Source organism: Thermanaeromonas sp. C210 (assembly GCF_013167955.1).
Classification (GTDB): Bacteria; Bacillota; DSM-521; order Neomoorellales; family Neomoorellaceae; genus UBA12545.
Genome location: NZ_BLWF01000006.1, coordinates 1 through 3,147, shown reverse-complemented (window position 1 = coordinate 3,147; position 3,147 = coordinate 1). Strand labels below are relative to the sequence as shown.

4 protein-coding genes and 2 tRNA genes are annotated in these 3,147 nt (G+C 44.7%); 3 read left to right on the top strand and 3 right to left on the bottom strand.

Annotation, left to right across the window (positions count from 1 at the left end):
• The first annotated feature begins 150 nt into the window (after positions 1–150).
• The 3 genes from TAMC210_RS13120 to TAMC210_RS13110 all read left to right on the top strand — a co-directional run bounded on the left by TAMC210_RS13120 (position 151) and on the right by TAMC210_RS13110 (position 1,751).
• Complete coding sequence (locus tag TAMC210_RS13120; RefSeq protein WP_173299269.1) at positions 151–585, top strand: hypothetical protein; 435 nt, start codon at positions 151–153, stop codon at positions 583–585.
• Positions 586–813: 228 nt separating this feature from the next.
• Positions 814–1,020: a hypothetical protein gene (locus TAMC210_RS13115; RefSeq protein WP_173299268.1), complete on the top strand. Its 207-nt coding sequence runs from the start codon at positions 814–816 to the stop codon at positions 1,018–1,020.
• Between the two features lie 83 nt (positions 1,021–1,103).
• Positions 1,104–1,751: a hypothetical protein gene (locus tag TAMC210_RS13110; RefSeq protein WP_173299267.1), complete on the top strand. Its 648-nt coding sequence runs from the start codon at positions 1,104–1,106 to the stop codon at positions 1,749–1,751.
• Here TAMC210_RS13110 and TAMC210_RS13105 read toward each other — a convergent pair.
• The 3 genes from TAMC210_RS13105 to TAMC210_RS13095 form a co-directional block, all read right to left on the bottom strand.
• A complete protein-coding gene (locus TAMC210_RS13105) occupies positions 1,748–2,707 on the bottom strand; it encodes a tyrosine-type recombinase/integrase (RefSeq protein ID WP_173299266.1) in 960 nt (319 codons plus the stop codon). The two genes, TAMC210_RS13110 and TAMC210_RS13105, sit on opposite strands and share 4 nt — an antisense overlap.
• A gap of 106 nt (positions 2,708–2,813) precedes the next feature.
• Positions 2,814–2,888 (bottom strand) — tRNA-Ile (locus TAMC210_RS13100).
• Positions 2,889–2,892: 4 nt separating this feature from the next.
• A tRNA-Asn gene (locus tag TAMC210_RS13095) sits at positions 2,893–2,967 on the bottom strand.
• Positions 2,968–3,147: the final 180 nt, after the last annotated feature.

The window sequence follows — 3,147 nt, the reverse complement described above, 5'->3', positions numbered from 1 at the left end:
TTTGACTTGTGATATACTGGCATTGGTGGCGGTTACCTCCTTTTGTATGGATTGTCCACCTCTGTTATATCACAGAGGATTGAGGGACCGCCACCTTCATTTTCCACGATTTTTGGGACAACGCCCAACGACGAAAGGGGGTGAAGTCTGTTGGCCCTTATTACTGAAGCATGGCCGTTGGAGGGTGATCTTTATGCGCTGTATACCCAAAATCAGGAGGTGGTAAAGTTAGCCCAACGCTACGGCCTTAAGTTGATGGCTGATTATTATGACGCCCGAACAGGGAAGCTCCTTGCCATGCAATTCGTAGGATCAAAAGAAATAGTCGAAAGTCTGATTGAGCAGAAAGTTGGAGAAATGCCGCTTCTTGCCAATCCAGATATTGACTTTGAGTTTTCCACTGGCATTCGCAAACCTGTCGCTCGCAAAGTCGCTTGTGCCGGATGTGGCAGCGTCTTTCAGGCTACCTCTAACAGGCAGAAGTATTGTTCTAGGTGCAAGAAAATAGCTTATGCTGAAGCCCATAGAAAGGCGGTGAGAAAATATTACAGAAAAGTCAAAACTGACAAATTAGAGAGGTTGTAAAGCCTTGATTTTCAAGGGTTTCTGAAAACATAAAAATAAGGGGTAAAGGGTTTTATATTAGCTTAAATTTACTTACCCCTTGTACCAAACAATTTTTAAAACAGCAGGGCAGTTTAAAACCTGGAATGCTTTGATATTGCTAACGTTTAGCTTTTTTGACTGACAAATTAGAACTCATATTTTGAGGGGGGTCGAACAGTCATGCATGAACAGCAGGAATTCAACGATATGCTGTTAAGAATTCTGCCCCAGGTGAAAAAGCTAATAGACTTCCAGGAGCTTACCGGCCTGCCCCTTCTTCCCGAACTTAAGAATTTTTATTCTACAGCTATAGACTACCTGCAAAATCCTTACCATTATGACTTTCTATCTGTAACTTACTATGCAGAAGAATTGAACTGTAGCACTGATTCTTCGAGCAATAGTAAGAAATAACGGATAAACAAAGCTAAATGGGAGATTTTCAGTTTGTATGAGCCATAAATAAAGTTTAATCGCAAAAAAGGAGTGCATTTTATATGAAGCTACTCCCCGTTATCCAAGATGGCAGAGTTAGATTTTGCTTTCCTGGTGAAATTATACAAGAAAAGCCGTTAGGGGCTATTTTCTTGTCGCTATTGACCGAAATTATCTCTCTGTTAAGGCATTCAAGCGTAAAGGCGTTTAAATGGCTTTCAGGTCTTAAAGACTCCTTAAGGGTAAGTGTATCAACGTTTAACGCTAGTAGAAATTTACTTGCTACTGATACTGACAAGGCTTTAGCCTGCCAACCTCTGATTCCAAATACTAATACTGGGGAAAGCCTTAAACCGTTATCAAGCTCTGATACTGGGCAGGAAGTGCAACGGGAACATGCTCATGCTGCTGCCCTACCCGAATCAAGGTGCAAGTTCAAACCTCTCAAAATTGGTCATCTGGCACAGAAACAGTGTGTGAAATGCGGCAGAGGATTTACACCTAATTCTAACCGGCAAAAATATTGCCCCCAGTGCAAGGAGATAGTAGAGAAGGAGCGAAACAGACTATATGTTAAGAGGCATAGGCAAAAGATAAAAGAACAGCGCTCTTATAAAGTTGGCGCAGTAGCTTCAACTTCCCTGAATATCAAACTGCCAATGCCACCGGAGCTTAAAGTTAATCTGCCGAATAGCAAGGGCACGCTTTAGCAGCGTGCCCTTTGCCCTGGCTTGCTCTCTTTTCCTTGAACTTTCCTAACTCGGTGACGGGAAAACATTCTCTGCACTATGCTGGCCTGGCTATGCTGCTCTCTAATGTCGGAATCCAGCAGGTGAACATATTTTTGGGCCATAGCCAGGCCGGTGTGTCCTAAGAGGTGTCTTAAAGCGTGAACATTACCGCCACCCCTTAAGAATTCAGTGGCTGCTATATGCCGTAAGTCGTATGCCCGAAGTTTAATGCCTAATTTTTGACAGTATTTATTCACCCTATGCCACCAAGAAGTTTCTAGCATCTTCCTTCCGTCTTGCGAACAGAATAATGGAGCATTCTTCCACAGCGGAGGTCTAACTGCCAGCAGTTTTCTTATGGCATCAGCAGTGGCAGGAGAAAGGGGGAGTGTCCTGGCGACTCTAGTTTTCGCAGTTTCAGCGCTAACGGTTACGGTTAGGGCTTTCAGGTTTACATCTTCCGGCATAAGGCTTAACGCTTCACTCGGCCTTATCCCAGTATCTAGCGTTAGCAGTAGCAAAGCGTAATCTCTTAGACCAGCAAAGGTTTTCCTGTTAGGCAAGGATAGCAGTTTTTCTAAATGCTCGTAGTCAAGATTTACGAAACGTATATCGGTTTTCTTGCGTTTAAAACCTGCCAGGGGATTTTCCTCAATGTACCCTTCTTCAAGGCAGAAATTGAAAAAGGCACGGAGGTATATCAGGCGGAGGTTATAGGTGGCTGGCTTAATATCGTCTGCCATAAATTCGTAGACCGCCGGTTTCAATGCCTTGGGCCAGGCTTCGGGAAAGCGTCCAAAGAACAGCGACACTATTTTCCGGTAATCCTTTAGCGTTCTCTCCGATATGCCTGTAGCGGACTTCTTCCAGAGGAACTGCTGCAAAGCCTCCTGCCATTTAACTTCTCTCACGCCGTCAATACGCAGCACTTTCATAAAATAAAACCCCCTTACTGCTTGCCAGTAAGGGGATTTTTAAGAACAGCGGATTTTTGATTTTACGGTAACGCTTCAGATCCGCTGAAGCCTTGATTCTCAATATTGGTGGGCCCACTAGGATTCGAACCTAGAACCAACGGATTATGAGTCCGCTGCTCTGCCGTTGAGCTATGGGCCCCTTTTGGCTCCCCGGGCAGGACTCGAACCTGCAACCACTCGGTTAACAGCCGAGCGCTCTACCATTGAGCTACCGAGGAACACTACCGAAATACATTATACGACAGACTCAGCCTCCGGTCAACCCCCCGCGGGCTCTATAATAAAAAGTGTGGGAAAGGGTTAAGTAGAGGGGGAAGAGGGGGTGAGTTAGAAGAAAAGGAGGAAAAGGACGGGGGCACATCCAATTAAAGTTAGTAACCAGAAGCCCCTAGAAGAAA